The organism is Polaribacter atrinae (assembly GCF_038023995.1).
Taxonomy (GTDB): domain Bacteria; phylum Bacteroidota; class Bacteroidia; order Flavobacteriales; family Flavobacteriaceae; genus Polaribacter; species Polaribacter atrinae.
The window spans coordinates 461715-480131 of sequence record NZ_CP150660.1 but is presented as its reverse complement, the minus strand read 5'-3'; the positions used below and the strand labels follow the sequence as shown (position 1 = coordinate 480131).

18 protein-coding genes are annotated in these 18417 nt (G+C 30.1%); 10 read left to right on the top strand and 8 right to left on the bottom strand.

Annotation, left to right across the window (positions count from 1 at the left end; genetic code table 11):
* The 7 genes from WG945_RS02165 to WG945_RS02135 all read left to right on the top strand — a co-directional run bounded on the left by WG945_RS02165 (position 1) and on the right by WG945_RS02135 (position 6677).
* The gene (locus WG945_RS02165) at positions 1–999 is read left to right on the top strand and encodes an NADP-dependent oxidoreductase (RefSeq protein WP_394364781.1); all 999 of its coding nucleotides are present in this window, start codon (positions 1–3) and stop codon (positions 997–999) included.
* 13 nt (positions 1000–1012) lie between these two features.
* The gene (locus WG945_RS02160; RefSeq protein WP_068452611.1) at positions 1013–2173 is read left to right on the top strand and encodes an iron-containing alcohol dehydrogenase; all 1161 of its coding nucleotides are present in this window, start codon (positions 1013–1015) and stop codon (positions 2171–2173) included.
* Positions 2174–2181: 8 nt separating this feature from the next.
* Positions 2182–2988, top strand: coding sequence for a type 1 glutamine amidotransferase domain-containing protein (locus WG945_RS02155; protein WP_197482120.1), 807 nt, complete (start codon positions 2182–2184; stop codon positions 2986–2988).
* A 325-nt stretch (positions 2989–3313) separates the two neighbouring features.
* The gene (locus WG945_RS02150; protein ID WP_068452608.1) at positions 3314–4111 is read left to right on the top strand and encodes a TrmH family RNA methyltransferase; all 798 of its coding nucleotides are present in this window, start codon (positions 3314–3316) and stop codon (positions 4109–4111) included.
* Between the two features lie 2 nt (positions 4112–4113).
* Positions 4114–4860, top strand: coding sequence for a polyphosphate--glucose phosphotransferase (gene ppgK / locus WG945_RS02145; protein ID WP_068452605.1), 747 nt, complete (start codon positions 4114–4116; stop codon positions 4858–4860).
* A gap of 68 nt (positions 4861–4928) precedes the next feature.
* On the top strand, positions 4929–5381 hold the full coding sequence (locus tag WG945_RS02140) for a GNAT family N-acetyltransferase (protein WP_068452602.1): 453 nt from the start codon (positions 4929–4931) through the stop codon (positions 5379–5381).
* A 63-nt stretch (positions 5382–5444) separates the two neighbouring features.
* The gene (locus WG945_RS02135; protein ID WP_068452599.1) at positions 5445–6677 is read left to right on the top strand and encodes a M48 family metallopeptidase; all 1233 of its coding nucleotides are present in this window, start codon (positions 5445–5447) and stop codon (positions 6675–6677) included.
* Here WG945_RS02135 and WG945_RS02130 read toward each other — a convergent pair.
* On the bottom strand, positions 6674–7150 hold the full coding sequence (locus tag WG945_RS02130; protein WP_068452596.1) for a hypothetical protein: 477 nt from the start codon (positions 7148–7150) through the stop codon (positions 6674–6676). The two genes, WG945_RS02135 and WG945_RS02130, sit on opposite strands and share 4 nt — an antisense overlap.
* A gap of 107 nt (positions 7151–7257) precedes the next feature.
* Between WG945_RS02130 and WG945_RS02125 the strand changes: the two genes are divergently transcribed.
* The 3 genes from WG945_RS02125 to WG945_RS02115 all read left to right on the top strand — a co-directional run bounded on the left by WG945_RS02125 (position 7258) and on the right by WG945_RS02115 (position 11322).
* Positions 7258–9477 (top strand): RelA/SpoT family protein, encoded by a 2220-nt coding sequence (locus WG945_RS02125; protein WP_068452593.1) that lies wholly within the window; start codon positions 7258–7260, stop codon positions 9475–9477.
* Between the two features lie 73 nt (positions 9478–9550).
* A complete protein-coding gene (locus WG945_RS02120; RefSeq protein ID WP_068452590.1) occupies positions 9551–10000 on the top strand; it encodes a Fur family transcriptional regulator in 450 nt (149 codons plus the stop codon).
* Between the two features lie 41 nt (positions 10001–10041).
* Entirely contained in the window at positions 10042–11322 is a 1281-nt protein-coding gene (locus WG945_RS02115; RefSeq protein ID WP_068452585.1) for an adenylosuccinate synthase, read from the top strand.
* 118 nt (positions 11323–11440) lie between these two features.
* Here WG945_RS02115 and WG945_RS02110 read toward each other — a convergent pair whose 3' ends face one another.
* The 7 genes from WG945_RS02110 to nirK all read right to left on the bottom strand — a co-directional run bounded on the left by WG945_RS02110 (position 11441) and on the right by nirK (position 18345).
* Positions 11441–11947 (bottom strand): c-type cytochrome, encoded by a 507-nt coding sequence (locus tag WG945_RS02110; RefSeq protein WP_068452583.1) that lies wholly within the window; start codon positions 11945–11947, stop codon positions 11441–11443.
* A 185-nt stretch (positions 11948–12132) separates the two neighbouring features.
* Positions 12133–12468, bottom strand: coding sequence for a fasciclin domain-containing protein (locus tag WG945_RS02105; protein ID WP_068452581.1), 336 nt, complete (start codon positions 12466–12468; stop codon positions 12133–12135).
* A gap of 234 nt (positions 12469–12702) precedes the next feature.
* On the bottom strand, positions 12703–14499 hold the full coding sequence (locus WG945_RS02100) for a hypothetical protein (protein WP_068452576.1): 1797 nt from the start codon (positions 14497–14499) through the stop codon (positions 12703–12705).
* 155 nt (positions 14500–14654) lie between these two features.
* Positions 14655–15377: an iron-sulfur cluster repair di-iron protein gene (gene ric / locus WG945_RS02095; RefSeq protein WP_068452571.1), complete on the bottom strand. Its 723-nt coding sequence runs from the start codon at positions 15375–15377 to the stop codon at positions 14655–14657.
* Position 15378: 1 nt separating this feature from the next.
* Positions 15379–16095: an SCO family protein gene (locus WG945_RS02090; RefSeq protein ID WP_068452568.1), complete on the bottom strand. Its 717-nt coding sequence runs from the start codon at positions 16093–16095 to the stop codon at positions 15379–15381.
* 8 nt (positions 16096–16103) lie between these two features.
* Positions 16104–16871, bottom strand: coding sequence for a formylglycine-generating enzyme family protein (locus WG945_RS02085; RefSeq protein ID WP_068452565.1), 768 nt, complete (start codon positions 16869–16871; stop codon positions 16104–16106).
* 19 nt (positions 16872–16890) lie between these two features.
* Positions 16891–18345: a copper-containing nitrite reductase gene (gene nirK / locus WG945_RS02080; protein ID WP_068452562.1), complete on the bottom strand. Its 1455-nt coding sequence runs from the start codon at positions 18343–18345 to the stop codon at positions 16891–16893.
* Between the last annotated feature and the right edge of the window lie 72 nt (positions 18346–18417).

Below are 18417 nucleotides of genomic sequence, written 5' to 3'. Positions count from 1 at the left end.
ATTATGAAAACTATCATATTAAAAAATAGACCCCAAGGGAAACCTACTGTTTCAAACTTTGAATTTTTAACAGAAGACAAAGAAATTACAATCAATACAGGAGAAATCCTTTTAGAAGCTGCTTATGTTTCTGTTGATCCTTATTTAAGAGGAAGAATGAGCGATGCAAAATCTTATGTTCCTTCTTTTGAATTGAATAAACCAGTACAATCTGGAGTTGTTGCCAAAGTGATTGCTTCTAAAAATGAGAAGTTTAAAGAAGGTGATTTTGTTTCTGGAATGTTAAATTGGCAAACACAACAAGTTTCTAATGGTGAAGGACTTTTAAAAGTAGATGGTTCTAAAGCACCATTAAGCACGTATTTAGGTGTGTTAGGTATGACAGGTTTAACTGCATATTTAGGTTTAAACCAAATAGGTAAACCAGTTGCAGGAGAAACAATTGTTGTTTCTGGAGCTGCCGGAGCTGTTGGTTCTATTGTAGGTCAAATTGCCAAAATTATGGGACTTACAGTAATTGGAATTGCTGGAACGGACGAAAAAATAGAGATGCTTAAAACCAAATTTGGTTTTGATGCAGGTATCAATTATAACACAAGTAAAGATATTAATGCTGATATTAAAAAAGCAGCGCCAAATGGTGTAGATATTTATTTTGATAATGTTGGCGGACCAATATCTGATGCCGTATTATTCAATATTAACCGTTTTGCTAGAATTATTATTTGTGGTGCCATTTCTGTTTATAATGAAACAGAATTACCTACAAGTTTAAGTGTACAACCATTTTTAGTTAAAAATAGCGCCTTAATGCAAGGATTTATTGTATCTAATTATGCGGATAAATTTCCTGAATCGATGCAACAATTATCAGGTTGGTTGGCAGAAGGTAAATTAAACTACACAGAAACGATTGTGGAAGGTTTCGATAACATCCCAAATGCTTTTATCGACTTATTTGAAGGTAAAAACAAAGGAAAAATGATCGTTAAAATTTAAAAAAGAAAAAAAAATGAACAATTTTGAATTAAAAAATCCAACCAAAATTATTTTTGGAAAGGATACAATTAAACAATTAGAAACCGAGATTCCTAAAAACGCTAAAGTATTATTATTGTATGGTGGTGGTAGTATAAAGAAAAACGGAATTTACGACCAAGTAAAAAAAGCGTTAGCAAATGTTGAAGTTGTGGAGTTTGGAGGAATCCCTGCAAACCCAGAATATGCAACTTTAATGGAAGCTTTACATGTAATTAAAGAAGAAAGTATTACTTTTTTATTAGCTGTTGGTGGAGGATCTGTAATAGACGGAACCAAATTTTTATCTGCTGCAGCGGTATTTGAAGGAGAAACTCCTTGGGATATTTTAACAAATAACATTAAAACAGAAAAAGGAATGCCTTTTGGAACTGTTTTAACATTACCTGCTACAGGTTCTGAAATGAATTCTGGTGCTGTAATTACTAGAAGAGAAACAAAAGAAAAACTAGCAATGGGTGGTCCAGGTTTATTTCCTGTATTCTCAATATTAGATCCTCAAGTAATTGCTTCTATACCACAACGTCAATTACAGAACGGATTAATGGATTCGTTTACTCACGTTTTAGAACAATACATGACGTATCCTGTTCAAGGATTATTGCAAGATCGTTTTGCTGAAAGTATTTTACAAACCATTATAGAAGTAGCTCCAAAGGTTTTAAAAGACCCTACGGATTATGATGCTGCTTCTAACTTTATGTGGAGTTGTACAATGGCTTTAAACGGATTGATACAAAAAGGAGTTCCTGGAGATTGGGCTGTACATGCAATGGGCCACGAATTAACAGCTTTATTTGGTATAGATCACGCACGTACTTTAGCAATAATTACACCAAGTCATTACAAGTATAATTTTGAAGCCAAAAAAGAAAAATTAGCTCAGTATGGTGAACGTGTTTGGAAAATTAAAGGAGGCAGTAAAGAAGATAGAGCGTATGAAGCTATTGAAAAAACAGTTGCCTTTTTCCATAAATTAGGAATCGACACCAAATTATCTGATTATACTGATGATTATGAAGGAACTGCAGAAGAAATAGAGAAACGATTTACAGATCGTGGATGGTTAGGTTTAGGTGAACACCAAAACTTATCCCCAGATAAAGTAAAAGAAATTGTAAAAATGGCTTACTAATTTTAAGTATGAAATTCACAAAAATTATAGCTTTAACGCTTACAATTATTACAGCTTCTAGTTGTAAGGATTCAACAAAAGAAACTACTAATGAAAAAGTATCAGAAGTAAAAACATCAATTAAAAAAAATAAAAAAATGAATATATTATTCGTATTGACATCTCATGATAAATTAGGAAATACAGGTAAAAAAACAGGATTTTGGGTAGAAGAATTTGCTACTCCATATTATACATTATTAGACAAAGGAGCAACAATTACTATTGCAACTCCAAAAGGTGGCGCTGCTCCTATTGACCCAAGTAGTGATGCTCCAGATGCAGCTACAGCTTCTACAGATCGTTATAATAATGACGAAGCTACTAAGTCTTTAATAGCAAATACAAAGGTATTAGCAGATATGAATGCAGATGATTTTGATGCTGTATTCTATCCAGGTGGTCACGGTCCTTTATGGGATTTAACAAACGATAAAGTATCTGTTGCTTTAATCGAGAAATTCGATCGTCAAGAGAAACCAATTGCATTTGTTTGTCATGCACCAGCTGTATTAAGAGATGTTAAAAATGCTGATGGAACTGCATTAGTGAAAGGTAAAAAAGTAACAGGATTTTCTAATAAAGAAGAAGCTGCTGTTGGTTTAACAGAAATTGTACCATTGTTATTAGAAGATATGCTTATAGAAAATGGCGCATTTTATTCTAATGGTGATGATTGGGCTCCTTATTCAGTTCAAGATGGTAATTTAATTACAGGTCAAAACCCTGCATCATCAGAATTAGTTGCAGAGAAATTATTAGTGAGTTTAAAATAGTTAGTTAGTTAGTTAGTTAGTTAGTTAGTTAGTTAGTTTTTGATTTGGTTTTATGTAAAAGGTTGTCTGTAAAAAGACAACCTTTTTTTAATGCAAAAAATAAATAAAACAAGTAATAATTTATTTATAACATAAAAAAGGCCCGCCTTAGCGAGCCTTTCAATTAAAAATAGTTTACAATAAACCAAATTCATCCTTTTCTTTTCATAGAAATTTTAATTAACGTGCATTTAATACTAAAAATTAATAGTTTGGTTTATGTAATTACAAATATTGTTATTATTTACCTTTTTTCCAATACTTATTAATAAGTATCTTTGTACTAATGAAAGAAATAACTAGTATTCAAAATCCGTATGTAAAAAACTTGCTAAAATTGCAAGAAAAAGCACGAGAACGAAGAAAACAAGAACTCTTTATTATTGAAGGAAAGCGAGAAATTTCACTAGCAATTTCTGCTAATTATGAATTTGATACTATTTTGTTTTATCCAGATTTAATTTCTGAAAATGAAATTTTACACCTTTTTAACGAAAATGTAAATAGAATCATAATCTCTAAAGAAGTCTATCAAAAATTGGCTTACAGAGGATCTACAGAAGGGGTTATTGCCATTACAAAAGCCAAAGATTTTTCTTTAAAAAATATTTTATTTCAAACTACAAATCCATTAATATTAGTTGCAGAAGGTGTTGAGAAACCTGGTAATATTGGTGCTCTATTAAGAACTGCAGATGCCGCAAATGTAGATGCTGTTTTTATAGCAAACCCTAAAAGTGATTTGTACAATGCAAACATTATTAGATCTAGTGTTGGTTGTGTTTTTACCAATCAAATAGCAACAGGAACTTCAGAAGATGTTATAGCTTTTTTACAAGAAAAGAACATTAATATATACGCTGCAACTTTGCAAAACTCAAATGAATATCATCAAGAGAAATATACAGAAAGTACAGCAATAGTTGTGGGTACAGAAGCAACAGGTTTAACAGATCTTTGGAGGGAAGCTGCTACACAAAACATAAAGATACCAATGCAAGGACAAATAGACTCTATGAATGTTTCTGTCTCTGCTGCCATTATTTTATTTGAAGCAAAAAGACAAAGAAATTTTAAAAAGTAAAAATGAAAGTATTAGGAATTGATATAGGTGGATCTGGAATTAAAGCTGCAATTGTAAACACCAAAACCGGAGAATTACTTTCTGAAAGACATCGAATAGATACTCCAAAACCGGCAACACCAGAAGCTGTTGCAAAGGTTATAAATGAAATGGTAGCTCATTTTAAATGGAAAAAAGCCATTGGTTGTAGTTTTCCTACCACAATTGTGAATGGGAAATGCATTCATCCAGGAAATTTAAGCGAAAAATGGTTAAACGTAAAAGTTGATAAATTATTTAGAAAAGAATGTAAATTACCTTTTTATGTTAGTAACGATGCTGATTTAGCAGGTTTAGCAGAAGTAAGTTTAGGAGCTGCTAAAAAAGAAAAAGGTGTTGTAATTATGATTACCATTGGTACCGGAATTGGTTCTGGTTTGTTTTTTAACGGAAACTTAATTCCTAATCTAGAAATAGGTAAAATGTTGCATACAAATGGTGAAATAATTGAGTTTTACACCGCAGACTCCGTAAGAAAAAAAGAGAACTTAAAATTAAAAGACTGGGCCATAAGATTCGATTCTTTATTAGAATATATTAGAATTGTTTATACACCTAGTTTAATTGTTTTAGGTGGTGGAATTAGCAAAAGATATGACGGTTTTAAAGAATTTTTACAAGCCGACGTAAAAGTTAAAGTTGCAGAATATAAAAACAATGCTGGTATTATTGGAGCAGCAATTTATGCAAGTAAACAACATAAAAAATAGTCTCAATTTCTATTAAATTCATATTTCTTAGACTTATTTAAGTACAACTTTATACAAAATAATTGATAATGAACTTTAGAAAAGCAATCCAAAAAGACGTTTCTATAATTGTAGAAATGATGGCTGATGATGAACTTGGTAAAAAAAGAGAAAACTTTCAGACACCATTGCCTACTTCATATTTAAAAGCATTTCAAAAAATTGATGCTGATGAAAACCAAGAATTAATTGTTGTAGAAAACGATAATTTAGAAGTTATCGGGACTTTACAAATTACCTATATTCAATACTTAAGTTACTGTGGCGGAATTAGAGCACAAATAGAAAATGTCTTTATAAGAAATGATCAAAGAGGCCTCGGAATTGGAAAAAGTGTATTTGAATGGGCAATACAAAGAGCCAAAGAAAAAAACGTTCATGTAGTGCAATTAACTTCTGATAAAAAAAGACCTAGAGCAATTAAATTTTACGAAGATTTAGGATTTAAAGCAACACATGAAGGAATGAAATTACATTTTTAACAAATATCATTTTTTCTAGTCTCCAAAACAATACGTTAATTAGTCCTTAAATGCACCTTTTTTATGCCACCAACTACTTTATTTTACATCATCATCTCCATATTAATTATCAGTTTTATCGTTGATAAAGTCTTAGATATCTTAAATGAAAAGCGTTTTGATGATGAAATCCCAAAGAAACTAAAGGATGTTTATGATGAAGAGGAATATAAAAAATCGCAAGCTTATAAAAAGACAAGTGCTAAATTTTCTAACCTAACTTCATTATTTTCTACACTTTTAACATTGATTTTCTTTTTTGTTGATGGTTTTAAATATGTAGATACTTTTGCAAGAACTTATACAGAGAATCCTATTTTGGTAGCTTTAATTTTCTTCGGAATCATTATGCTAGGTTCAGAAATCATGACCACACCTCTCTCCTATTACAGCACATTTGTTATCGAAGAAAAGTTTGGCTTTAACAAATCTACCGCAAAAATATTCTGGTTAGATAAAATAAAAGGGTTACTAATGAGTGCTTTATTAGGTGGCGGAATTTTAGCTTTAATCATTTGGTTTTATCAGCTAACAGGTCAAAATTTCTGGATTTACGCTTGGATACTAGTTGCTGTATTCTCTTTGTTTATGAATATGTTTTATGCAAAATTAATTGTTCCTTTATTCAATAAGCAAAGTCCGTTAGAAGACGGAGAATTAAAATCTGCCATAGAAAAATATGCTAAAAAAGTTGGTTTTACAATCAATAATATATTTGTAATCGATGGTTCTAAACGATCTACCAAAGCAAATGCGTATTTCTCTGGTTTTGGTTCTCAAAAAAGAATCACTTTGTATGACACCTTAATAAATGATTTAAACACAGATGAAATAGTAGCTGTTTTAGCACATGAAGTTGGTCATTATAAAAGAAAACACATCATTTTTAATCTAATTTCATCGATTTTATTAACAGGTTTTACTCTTTTTATCCTTTCATTATTCATTAATACACCTGTTTTATCAGAAGCTTTAGGTGTTGCTATCCCAAGTTTTCATATTGGTTTAATTGCATTCGGAATTTTATATTCGCCAATATCTGAAGTAACCGGATTATTCATGAATTACATGTCTAGAAAATTTGAATATCAAGCAGATAATTTTGCAAAAGAAACCTTTGATGGAAGAGCACTAATAACATCACTTAAAAAACTATCTAAGAATAGTTTGAGTAATTTAACTCCGCATCCTGCATACGTTTTTGCACATTACTCACATCCAACTTTGTTGGAAAGAATAGAGAATTTAGAAAGTTAATTTTTATCGATAACAGAATTAACGATATCCATAACCATATTTTGCTCTTTAGCATCAGCAGTAACCGCTAACATTGTTGTTAACTCAATACAGGTATTATGCTCTTGTTTTATATAGTATTTATGTTTATTAAATTCAATTCCTTTTTTAATAATTGTACCTGATACCCATAAAACTTTTTCATTATTTAGTGTTATCTCACCCTTAAACTCCATTCCTGTTGTTTTTGGTGCACTACTCAATTTTACTTTTTGATTATCATAAGAAATAGCCAGAAATACTCCCAAAATTAAAGCATCAGGATTCTTTGATACGTACATATTATGATAAACACTTGTAAAAACATCTGCACTAATATCTATTTCTACTTTCTTTTTTTGAAGCTCAAAAAGACGCTCATTATTTGGTTTATCTTGAGAGTAAGAATGAAAACTTAAAAATAAGAGAGCTAAAACAAGGCTAATTTTTTTCATTTTGCGAAAATAAGAAATAATTACATTTAGAAAACGAAATATTTGTATGTTAAAATTCTTATTGCTAATTTCACTTTAAGTTAACCCCTAGTTTTAAAATCTCGTTTTTGGAATACACAGCAACCATAGAAGAAGAAAATAAAGAAATAGCAAAACGATATAAAGATTTGTTAAAAGGTACTTATGAGGTGATGTCTAAAGAAGACAAAGAGCTCATAAGAAAAGCCTTTGATATTGCTGTAGATGCACATTCTGAGCAACGCAGAAAAACAGGTGAACCGTATATTTATCATCCCATTGCAGTTGCTAAAATTGTTGCGTATGAAATTGGTTTAGATGCCGTTTCTATTGCTTCTGCCCTACTACACGATGTGGTTGAAGATACAGAGTACACTGTAGAAGACATGGAAAACCTTTTTGGTGAAACCATTGCTAAAATTGTAAATGGATTAACAAAAATATCTCGCTTAAACAAAGAGCAAGATGCCTCTATACAAGCAGAGAATTTTAGAAAAATGCTTTTAACATTAAATGATGATGTAAGAGTTATTTTAATAAAAATTGCAGATAGGCTGCACAATATGCAAACTATGGATGCAATGCCTGCTCATAAGCAAGTTAAAATTGCATCGGAAACCTTATACATTTACGCGCCTTTAGCACATAGGTTAGGTTTGTATAATATAAAAACAGAACTAGAAGACCTCGGTTTAAAATATACAGAACCTGAGGCTTACTTTGGTATTCTTGGTAAAATTAAAGAAAGTAAAGAAGATCAAAAAAAATATTTACAACAGTTTGAAGAGACTTTAAAATCTGGTTTAGACAAAGAAAACTTCGATTATGAAATAAAAGGACGTTTTAAATCCATTTATTCTATTCGTAGAAAAATGATCAATCAAAATGTAACTTTTGATGAAGTTTATGATAAATATGCCATTAGAATTATTTACAATCCAAATTCTAATGATGATAAGTTTGATGCTTGGAAAATATATACCATAGTAACAGACTACTTTAAACCGAACCCAACGCGTTTAAGAGATTGGATATCTCAACCAAAATCTACAGGATATGAAGCTTTACACATTACAGTTGTAGGTCCTGATTCTCAGTGGGTAGAAGTACAAATTCGTTCTAGTAGAATGAATGAAATTGCAGAAAAAGGATATGCTGCACATTTTAAATACAAACAAGGAGAAACTAAAGACAACGGATTAGAAGATTGGTTAAATAAATTAAAAGAAACTTTAGAAACGCAGACTTTAAATGCGGTTGATTTTGTAGAGAACTTTAAACTGAATCTATATTCTAAAGAAATATATGTATTTACACCAAAAGGAGAATTAAAATCGTTGCCAAAAAACGCTACTGCTTTAGATTTTGCTTTTTCGATACACACAGATGTTGGTTTAAAATGTAGAGGAGCAAAAGTTAACGGAAAATTATTGCCTTTAAGTCACCAATTAAAAAGTGGTGATCAAATAGAAGTGATTACTAGTTCATCTAACAAACCAAATGCTAGATGGTTAGATTTTGTAATAACAGCAAGGGCAAAAGCAAGAATTAGAGCCGCTTTAAATGAAGAAGAAAAATTAATTGCAGACGAAGGAAAAGCTATTTTAATACGTAAACTACGTCATTTAAAAATTACTTTTAACGATAAAACAACCAATGAACTTGTTAATTATTTTAAACTAAAAACAAGTTTCGATTTGTTTTTTAGAATTGGTAATGGTGCCATTGATAATTCGCAATTAAAAGCCTTTGTATCTCAAAGAAATAGTAAAATATTTAATTTCTTTAAATCAAAATTAAGAAGAAATACAGCAGAAAAAGAATATGTAGAAATAGAAGAAGTATCTAGTAAATTTGATGCTTTGGTTTTTGGAAAAGATGAACAAAAACTAGATTATAAACTGTCTAAATGTTGTAATCCGATACCTGGAGATAAAGTTTTTGGTTTTTTAACAATTAATGATGGTATAAAAGTTCATAAAATGAACTGCCCAAATGCTATTTCCTTACAATCTAATTATGCTTATAGAATTATGCCTGCAAAATGGATCGATTCTACAAAACAAGATTTTAAAGTAATTTTACACATTTCTGGTGTAGACAACCAAGGTATGGCAAATGATGTAACCCGTACCATTTCTGGTAATATGGGCGTGTTTATTAATAGCATAAATATTAAAGGAGATGAAGGTGTATTTGAAGGTAAAATATCTATAAGTGTAAAGAATATTTCACAACTAGATAAATTGATAAAAAAACTTCTTAAAATAGAAGGAGTTAAAAAAGTAGATCGTGTTAATACTTTATAAATATCAATTGATTAAAAGTCGTATTTAATTAAGAAATAACTGTAAATTTGCTTTTTGTAAAAAATCAATCTAAATGAGTAGTTCTCTTGAAAATCAAGAAGTAGTAAAAAAAGTTTTCACCACATACTTAGGCGAAAATAAGCATAGAAAAACTCCAGAACGCTATGCTATTCTCCAAGAAATATATGCGGCAGAAGAACATTTTGATATAGAATCTCTATATATAAAAATGAAAAATAAAAATTATAGAGTTAGTAGAGCTACACTTTATAATACAATAGACTTGCTTTTAGATTGCGGCCTAGTTAGAAAACATCAATTTGATGGACAATCTATGGCGCGTTATGAAAAAAGTTACTTCGATAAAAATCATGACCACGTTATTTTTACAGATTCTGGAGAAGTAAAAGAATTTTGTGATCCACGAATTCAAATTATAAAAAAGACCATAGAAGACGTTTTTGATATTGATATACACAATCATTCTCTATATTTCTATGGAACAAAAAAGAACAAATCTTAATTAACAACATAACACAATAAACAATAATTAACACAACTATAATGGCTGTAGATTTATTACTAGGATTACAATGGGGAGATGAAGGAAAAGGTAAAATTGTAGACGTACTTACAAGAAACTATGATATCATTGCACGTTTTCAAGGTGGACCAAATGCAGGTCACACTTTAATTTTTGATGGACATAAACATGTATTACACACGATTCCTTCTGGAATTTTCCATAAAACAGCTTTAAACGTTGTTGGAAATGGTGTTGTTATTGATCCTGTAATCTTTAAAAAAGAATTAGAAAACCTAGATAAACACAATATAGATTATACTTCTAAATTGTTAATCTCTAGAAAGGCGCACTTAATCTTACCAACACATAGATTGTTAGATGCAGCTTCAGAAACTTCTAAAGGAAAAGCTAAAATTGGTTCTACATTAAAAGGAATTGGTCCAACTTACATGGACAAGACCGGTAGAAACGGAATGAGAGTTGGAGATTTAGAATTAGACAACTGGAAAGAAAAATATGATGCTTTAACAGAAAAGCACATTAAAATGCTAGAATTCTTTGATGTTCAGGTAGAATATGATTTAAAAGAATTAGAAGCAGAATTTTGTAGAGGAATTGATAAATTAAGAACTTTAGCTTTTATTGATAGTGAAGAGTTTTTAAACCAAGCTATAAAAGACAAAAAAACAATTTTAGCAGAAGGAGCGCAAGGTTCTTTATTAGATATTGACTTTGGTACCTATCCTTTTGTAACTTCTTCTAATACTACTGCAGCAGGTGCATGTACAGGTTTAGGAGTTGCACCAAATAGAATTGGTGAAGTTTTTGGAATCTTTAAAGCATATACTACTCGTGTAGGATCAGGTCCTTTTCCAACTGAATTATTTGATAAAGATGGAGAAGATATGGCTAGAATTGGTCATGAATTTGGAGCAACAACAGGTAGAGCAAGACGTTGTGGTTGGTTAGACTTAGTTGCTTTAAAATATGCGGTAGACGTTAATGGTGTTACACAATTAATGATGATGAAAGGTGATGTTTTATCTGGATTTGATACTTTAAAAGTATGTACTTCATATAATTATAAAGGTAAAGAAATTAGTCATTTACCATACAACATAGAGCCAGAAAATGTTTCTGTAAACTATTCTGAGTTTAAAGGTTGGGATGAAGATTTAACTAAAATGACTTCTGCAGACCAATTACCAAAGAATTTAATGGACTATGTTGCTTTTATTGAAAAAGAAACTGGAGTTCCTGTATCTATCGTTTCTGTAGGACCAGATAGAAAACAAACAATTACTAGAGAAATTTCTTAAGAGAAAATTTTTATTCCATAAACTTAAAAAGCATCTTTCATTAATTTGAAAGATGCTTTTTTATTTAAAAATCTTTAGATTTTGATTTTAAGCTTAATTTGAGTTTGATTTACAATTATTATAACGTTCTAAAATATTCTAAAACAGCTCTACTTTCTTTTTCAGTTAAATGTTGGTTCGCCATCGGAGATCCATTAAATTGAACTAATAAAGCCTTTGCAATCGGATCATTTTTAACCATTCCTTCAGGATTTAAAATCATATTCATTATCCATTCTGGAGAACGTCTATTCACTACTCCTTCCATACTAGGTCCTATAAATTTTCTATTTGTTTTATGGCATGATGAACACTTGTTTTTAAATAACAGTTTACCATCTGCAACCATGTTTTTATCAATAGCCTCGTTTATTGTTACAGACTTTACAGGGCCAATTCCTTTGTTATTTAAATCTACAGCAATCTCTTCTTTTTCTACTACTTTTGTTTTTTCAACTTTTTCTGGAGTTTTTTTTACAGCAGCTTTTTTAGTCGGTAAGTCGTTTGTAGATTTCTTTTTTTCTTCTCCTCCACAACTAATTAATAATACTACTGCAAACAAGGCTATTAAATTTCTTAATTTCATTTTTGATTTATTTATAGGTTAATTGTTATTTTTATTTAGGTACCAATACATCAGAAATAACGTGTACCCATCCGTTACTTACTTTTACTGATTTTAAAATTTTTGTTCCTTCAACATATAAGTCATCTCCTTTTTATCTACATTTAAATAGACACTAAAAGCCATGTATAATTTTCTACCTTTTATTACATTTTTTTTAACGTATTGATAGTATAATTTGTGGGAGCTACATGATTTTTAAGAATAGTGGCTAATTGCTCTTTATTTTCTGGCTTTAATAATGTTTCTAAGGTACCTGATAGTAATTTATCAAAAGCCTGATCTACGGGAGCAAAAACAGATAAAGGTCCTGCAACTTTTAATGCATTAGAATCAGAAACTGGATCAACAACATTAGCTTGACCTTCTTTTTGTACTTCTACTTCAAGATTTGGTTTTGGTGTGTTTTTAGGTTCTTTTGTAGTAGTATTACATGAAGCAAACAGAAGAACAAATAATACTATATTTATGATACTTTTCATTGTTAGTTGCTTAAAATGCTTCTAACAAATTTAAAAAAGCAGTTCTCTATAAAACATGACTTTTGTCATATTTAAAGACTTTTTTATCCTTTATATTATCAAGAGATAATAAACATATATTCAATTAATAACAACATATTTAAAAGGTAAATAAAATATAATATTTTAATTTTTAAGCATAAAAAAAAGCACCTTTTATATGTAAAAGATGCTTTCTTGTTATAATATTATTGGTTATAAATTATTAATTTCTACACCAATTAAATTAAGTTTGTGTTGTTCTATTTTAAGAGCTTCTAAAAGAGTTTCTTTCTCTTCTATAAATGTATCTTTTTTAGCTATAAATAATTCGTTATAATACTGAATTCCGGCTTCTAAATTCTTTTTAAACTTCGTTAAAGTTCTCAATTGTTTTTTATCAATAGTAGTTTTAATCTCATTTACTTTATCTTGTAAATGAGCAGTGTAAAGAGATAATTCTTTCATAAAAACATTAGGTCTATCTTTTCTAGAGATCATGTTTTTTCTATCATAAATATGGTCTGTGATATCTCGTAGACTCATTATTTTATCATAATATGCCATATTAGGTCCAGGACAAACAGAAACACCATCTCCTACTTTTTTTGTACTCAATTTATTTAAAATTAAGGTTGATGTTCCTAAACCAACACAAATACAAGATTTTTCTGTGACTTTATTTACTCTTTCTTCTTTTTCTTCTGATGAAATTTCTAAAGCATCAATTTCTTTCAGTTTTAAATGCTGATATTCTCTAGATGCAGTACATAACCCCGTTTCTTTAAACTCATGATTTAAAGCAATAAATTTATTAGGGCAAGAAGTACCAGGTCTTCCTTTATCGATAAGCATTTGTCTTTGCACATCTTTTGTATTTCCTTTTAGTGTATTAAAAGGAACTCCTAAAGGAGAACTGTTGCTTAAATACAAATCTTGTTCTTTAGCTTTTGCTAATTGTGCTACTGTCTTTTCATCGACACTTGTTGCTTCTGGAACCAGTAAAAATGGACTTCCCCACCCTACAGAATCTAGTTGATATTCATCTAATAAAAAAGAATGTTCTTCTCCCGTACCAACACCACCTTGCGTTGTTATTTTTAATTCTAAATCTTTGGTTGGTATTACTTTGTTAGCTTCTGTTAAAGCCTGCAGCATTAATTCTTGAGTTTCACTTATTAAAGTTGCCTTGTTTTCTTTAAATTCTTTTAAAACAGGTCCCATTAAAAAACCATCGGTAGCAAAAGCATGACCACCACAGTTTAAACCAGACTCTACTCTATATTCTGAAACCCATAACCCTTTTTTAGCCAAAAATTTACCTTGAATAAATGCAGATCTATAATCACTTACTTTTAAAATAATCTTCTTTTTAATGTTTCCGTTTACATCAGGAAAAAAATCATCAAAATTACTCATATAGGTATATAACCTAGGGTTCATACCTGCAGAAAGGATTATTGACGAAGATAATTTACTATTAGAATACCCTCTTAATGCAGCATGTGCATCATTGTATTCTATTGGTAATAATTCATTATCAACATAATTTCCTTTATCAATTTTGGTCATAATATTGACATCAATACTACCCATTGATAAATTTTTATGAGCCCAATCTTTTATCTTAGAAAAGTCGACTCCTTCTTCAGTCAACTTTAAAAAGTCTTTTTTTAATGAAGAATATTCTGGTAACATGTGAATATAATCCATTAAAGCTTTACTTTTTTCTGATGTAATATTCTTTAATTGATTGAACTTTTCTTCTGTTTGGTCATGTAATAAATCTAAATAAGAGGTAATTCTCTTTGCTCTAAAATCATCAACTTTATCTGAAATTTCTTTATAAGGAATTTCGAATTTTTCGCTGTATATTTTTCGCATTTTTTCTACTAAAATATCATCAACCAAAGAGATAACAGAATCAATACCAAATTGTGCTACTTTTAAAGGAGAGTCTATAGTAAAACCAATTCCCATAACAGGAATGTGAAATGAATGTGCGTTTTTCATTGTTTAATTTAAATGTTTAACTAAATTTAATTAAGCTTGCAATGTATAAGTATCTGTCTGCAGAAAACATGATTAATATCATTAGAAATGAAAAAAACCAAGTATTAAACAAATAACACTCAGTTTTTTACACTCTAATTTAAAATGAAGTATTCTTATTCTTTATTCTTTTTTTCTAAAAGAATGGCTTTTGGAAATAAAATATTATTCTCTAAATGTATGTGTTGGTGTAAATCTTGCTCAAACTCTTCTAACTTAGCATACAGTGCTTTAAAGGTGTTACAAGCTCCTTCTGGTGGTGTATAATTGTTAGAAAGTTGTTTTATTTCTTTTAAGATATCTCCAGCACTTTCATGCTCTTCTTCCATCATTGCAATTGGATTGTTAACGGTTCCAAAATGAGGTTGATTCACTTTTATTCCTTCTTTATCTGCACTTACTAATTTTTTAATAAACGGAAATAAAATCAATTCTTCTTTCTTTAAATGTGCTGCTAATTCTTGTGCTACAGCAATAAAAAGAGTATTAATTTTTATAACTTCTGTATAATGATGCCCATGAACTTTTGCTACTTTTGCTGCGTATTGCAATATTATTGGTGTACTTTCTTCAACATACGCATGATGTATATTTACGATATGATCTACTAAGAAATCTAGTTTCCAACTATCATAATTAAATGCATTAGTGCTTGGAGTATTAATATTTTGTAGTTCTTTTTCCATTTCTTCAAAAGAAACATTGTGTTTTTTACATGCTTTTTCTATACTTATTCCGCCTCCACAACAAAAATCTATACCGTGTTTTTTAAACACATCTGCTGTTTTAATATTATATGTTACTACTTCTGCTACTGTATTATCTTTTGTGATTTTCATTTTAATATGATTTTATAGTTTCTATAATTTTTGTAATCGTTTCTTTATTATCAACACCTAATCCTTCTTGTTGATGCACTAATTCTCCGTTTGGGTTAAAAACACTTATAATGTTAGAATGAGAAAAATCTAAAGGAGAAATTTGTTTGTATTTTACCGCTAGTACATTTGCAAATTCTCTAACACCACTTTCTGTACCTTGTAATAAGGTCCAATTTTTATCTGTAAGAAAATTCTCTTCGGCAAACTCTTTTAACCTCTCTGGCGTATCATTTTTTGGATCTATACTTACCAAAACAAATTCTACATCTTCTTTTAATTCGGTTGGAATTTTAGCATCTATATTTCTCATATCAGCAGTTAACCTTGGGCAAGCAGCTTTACAAGTTGTATAAATCATTACCATTACCAAAGTTTTACCTTTTAGCTCTTCTAGCTGAATTTCAGTACCATTTTGTGTATTCCATTTAGAAGTTAAGTTAAAAATAGACTTATCAGAAATAATATTAGATAATACTTTTTTAACAATTTTGGTTGTTGGCTGTAAATCCATTTTACAAACAGGGCAAGAGCCTTCTTCTAAATAAACTTTACTTCCTTCACATTTCATAGGACACTGGTACTCCACTTTGCCACTATCTTTAGTTTTAGATGTGTTGCAAGCGGTAAACAAAGTAACTGTGCAAATCAATACTATTATATATCTAAGTGTTTTCATTTTTTCTATTATTTATCATTTTTCACACATCTAAACCCTAAGTTTTTCATAGTGTATTTTGCTTTTAAACTTCCTCTAATTGCATATCTCATAAAAGCAGCGTAGTTCATTAAATCTGTTGCATTTACAGCTGCACTTCCACAAAACAGATTACTATCTGTATCTACATCTTTTCTAGATTCTCCTGTAATTAATACCGAATTAAAATCGGAAGTCCATTCCCAAACCAAGCCATGTAAATCAAATACTTTCCAATAATTTTTAAATGTAGATCCAATCGTTTGATTGAAAGTCTTTGGCTTTTCATACCAACTTAAAATAAATGCATTGTACTCTTTTTGCTTTCTAGCATCTGGTATTGTTTTATTTGCCATGGCTACATATTCCCATTCATCTACTGTTGGGAGTCTTTTTCCTTGACACTCACAATATTCCTTTGCAGCAAACCAAGATACTTGTGTAACAGGTGAGTTGTCCTTTTGATTTTTACTTAAAATAGTATCAGATTTCCATTCTCGTAAATAACTTCCATCAGCAAATAATTTGATGACTTTACTTTTTTGCCATTTTGAATATTTCTTTACAAAGGCTACATATTCTTTATTGGTAACCGGATAAACATCCATTAAAAAATCATCAATTTTAACTGTTTCTGAATCTCTACCATATAAAGGAATATATTCTCCTCCTTTAATTGGTACCATTTTAGATTGACAACTTGCATGAGTTGTATTTAAAAGGATTAAACAAATTGTCAATCTTAAAATCGTTTTCATAACATTTATATTGAGAGTATTAATGACTATTTTTTACTTCTTTAACATCACTTATAGTAACATTGGTTTTATTATTTCCCCAAGAGTTATATACATAAGTCAGAACATCTGCAACTTCCTCTTCAGTTAATGTTTGTCTAGTCATTACACTATTGTATTTTTTACCATTAACTGTAATTTCACCTGTTTTTCCATGTAAAACAATACCAATTGCTCTTTTAACATCTGCGTTTAAATAATCTGATTTTGCCAATGGAGGAAATGCATTCGGAATACCTTGTCCTTCTCCTTGATGACATGCAAAACAAGTAGTCATATATAGTTGCTTACCATCTGCTATTTTTTTAGCTAAAGATTTTTCTGTAGTAACGGCAACTTCTTTTTTATTTTTATCTACTGGCATTGTTTGAATTGTTCCCCCTTCTGGGTGATAAATTCCTTCTTGTTTTACACCAGAATATAATTTTTTATTTTCTTCACCAGATACTTTCAACATTCCTAATGCTCCCTTATTAAAAGCTCTAAAAATAGCGTGATCTACAAGGATAAATGTGCCAGGAACATCTACTTTAAAATCTACAATTGCCGCTCCACCAGCAGGAATAGATGTTGTTTGAACATTGGTATTAATTAAATCTCCACCTTCTACATGTACATTGTCAAAAATTTCTCCAATAACATGAAAAGAAGAAGTTAGGTTTGGACCACCATTACCAACAAATAAACGAACCGTTTCACCAACATTTGCAGTAATTGCATTATCACCAGTTAAAGAACCAACCTTACCGTTAAAAACCACATAATCTGCATCTTCTTTAATTGCTTTTGTCATGTCAAAAGGTTGTAAACCTTTTTCATCTGTTGCTCCCTTAGTATAAAAATCACCTTGCATAATGTAATATTCCTTGTCTACTTTAGGCAAACCTCCTTCTGGTTCAACTAAAATTAAACCATACATTCCGTTTGCAATATGCATTCCTACTGGTGCTGTAGCACAGTGATATACAAACAAACCAGGGTTTAATGCTTTAAAAGAAAACGTTTTTTCATGTCCTGGTGCTACAAATGAAGATTCTGCTCCACCACCAGGGCCCGTTACTGCATGTAAATCTATATTATGTGGTAGTTTGTTATCTGGGTGATTGGATAAAGTAAATTCTATTTCATCTCCTACTCTAGTTCTTATAAAACTACCTGGTACAGTACCGCCAAAAGTCCAATAAACATATTGTACACCATCTGTCATAGTTCCTTCTTTTTCAAGAATTTCCATGTTCACCAATAATTTTTTAGCTGATCTGTTTCCTATTGGAGCTGGTACAAATGGTGGCGAAGTTAATTCTGCGTCCATTGTACCTTTAATGTAGATAGTTGAAGTGTCTTTTATTGCTACTTCTTCTTTGATTTCACTTTTACAGTTTAATAACAGTAAACTTCCTGCTAATAACACACATGCTGATTTTAAGAATTTCATTTTTTTTGATTTTAGTTATGGTTAAAATAGAAGACTCTTTTATCTTTTATTGTAAAACAAAATTATTACTGT